Annotated in this window: 1 protein-coding gene; it reads left to right on the top strand. The window is 40.4% G+C overall.

What is annotated here, in order from left to right; all coding sequences use genetic code 11:
- The first annotated feature begins 218 nt into the window (after positions 1–218).
- Complete coding sequence (gene amaB / locus BUA71_RS17340) at positions 219–1772, top strand: L-piperidine-6-carboxylate dehydrogenase (RefSeq protein WP_072882045.1); 1554 nt, start codon at positions 219–221, stop codon at positions 1770–1772.
- The last annotated feature ends 218 nt before the right edge of the window (positions 1773–1990 follow it).

The raw sequence follows: 1990 nt of genomic DNA, 5'->3' as shown, positions 1-1990 counted from the left end.
AAACGCGGTACACCTTATGCTGACACAATGAGATATGCAGCCTGAAATCATGAAAATTTAACAAAAAAGACTTGTTATAACCATAGAATACGGGATGGCCTAACTAGAATGATTGGTGTAAATTCATTAAGAATCATTAATAATGCAGGTTACTTTTGGCAAGTATTTTTACTATTTTAGCAGGAAACACACAAAAGAACAGTAAAAATTTTTATTTAATGAGTGAAATAGCAGAAAACTTCGGAATTAGTGAGGCGCTTAAAGAACTGGGCCTGCAGGAAACAAATAATGGCACATCTACCGGGAAAGATTTTTTTAGTAACGGAGATGTAATTGAGTCTTATTCTCCTGTAGATGGTTCTTTAATTGGAAAAGTAAAGACGACTACCAAAGAAGATTATGAAAAGGTAATAAGTACTGCCAGTAAAGGTTTTAAAGAATGGCGTACCTGGCCGGCACCGGCTCGTGGAGAAGTAGTACGCCAGTTTAACGAAGAGTTGCGTAGGTTAAAAGAACCCTTGGGCAAACTTGTTTCTTTTGAAATGGGGAAATCCTATCAGGAAGGTTTGGGAGAGGTGCAGGAGATGATAGATATCTGTGATTTTGCGGTTGGTCTTTCCCGGCAATTGCACGGCTTGACTATGCATTCTGAACGTCCCGGCCATAGAATGTATGAGCAGTACCATCCGCTTGGAGTGGTAGGCATTATCTCGGCATTTAATTTTCCTGTAGCGGTGTGGTCCTGGAATACTGCTTTGGCCTGGGTTTGTGGAGACGCCTGTATTTGGAAAGGTTCAGAAAAGACGCCTTTAACCTCGGTGGCCTGCCAGAATATTGCGGCGAATGTTTTTGCTAAAAACGATGTTCCGGCCGGGATTTCTTCTTTGATAACCGGAGATTACAAAGTAGGCGAGTTAATGACCAACGATAAAAGGGTGCCTTTAATTTCTGCTACTGGTTCAATTAGGATGGGAAAAATTGTAGCACAGGCTGTAGCGGCAAGATTGGGGAAATCCCTATTGGAGCTCGGCGGAAATAACGCCATAATTGTAACCCCAGATGCCGATATAAAAAACACAGTAATAGGTGCGGTTTTTGGCGCCGTAGGAACCTGTGGGCAACGTTGTACTTCTACACGACGCTTAATTATTCACGAGTCAATTTACGATAAAGTGAAAGACGCTCTTGTAAGAGCCTATAAGCAATTGCGCATAGGAAATCCTTTAGACGAAAATAATCACGTAGGTCCTTTAATTGATAAAGACGCGGTAAAAAATTATCAAAAAGCTTTAGACCAGGTAGTGGAAGAAGGCGGAAATATTCTGGTAGAAGGCGGAGTGCTGGAAGGTGAGGCTTACGAAAGTGGATGTTATGTGAAACCAGCCATTGCCGAAGCCGAAAACGATTTTAAAATTGTACAACATGAAACTTTCGCGCCGGTGCTTTATCTTTTAAAATATTCTGGAGATGTGAGTAATGCTTTAGAACTTCAAAATGGGGTAGTGCAAGGACTTTCTTCAGCAATAATGACCAATAACCTACGGGAGGCAGAGCGTTTTTTATCGGTAGAAGGTTCAGACTGCGGAATTGCCAATGTAAATATTGGAACTTCAGGAGCAGAGATTGGCGGTGCCTTTGGTGGTGAAAAAGAAACCGGTGGCGGTAGGGAATCTGGATCTGATGCCTGGAAAATTTATATGAGAAGGCAAACAAATACTATTAATTATACCACCGAGTTGCCGTTGGCACAAGGAATTAAATTTGATTTGTAAAAAAAGCATTTTCCAGTCTTTTTAAAGAAGTAGTAAATAATATCTTCACAGTCTAAGATTGATTAAAGAGAATTTTTTTTGTTTCTGAAAGAAAAAAAGGCTGTTTGGGAAATACTATGGCTCGTCATTGCGAGACCCACTACAAAAAATTTGAAAAACGGCAATATTGACGTAAACTTACGGTACAAATCAAAAGCGGCCATTTGTAACCGTCTTAG

This window comes from Salegentibacter echinorum, assembly GCF_900129445.1.
Lineage (GTDB): Bacteria > Bacteroidota > Bacteroidia > Flavobacteriales > Flavobacteriaceae > Salegentibacter > Salegentibacter echinorum.
Note: the sequence above shows the minus strand (reverse complement) of the source record. Positions and strands in the feature narration are given on the sequence as shown.

Bases quoted from the DNA above. Each gene is read 5' to 3' on its own strand.
- amaB (WP_072882045.1), top strand. From the start codon at position 219: ATGAGTGAAATAGCAGAAAACTTCGGAATTAGTGAGGCGCTTAAAGAA.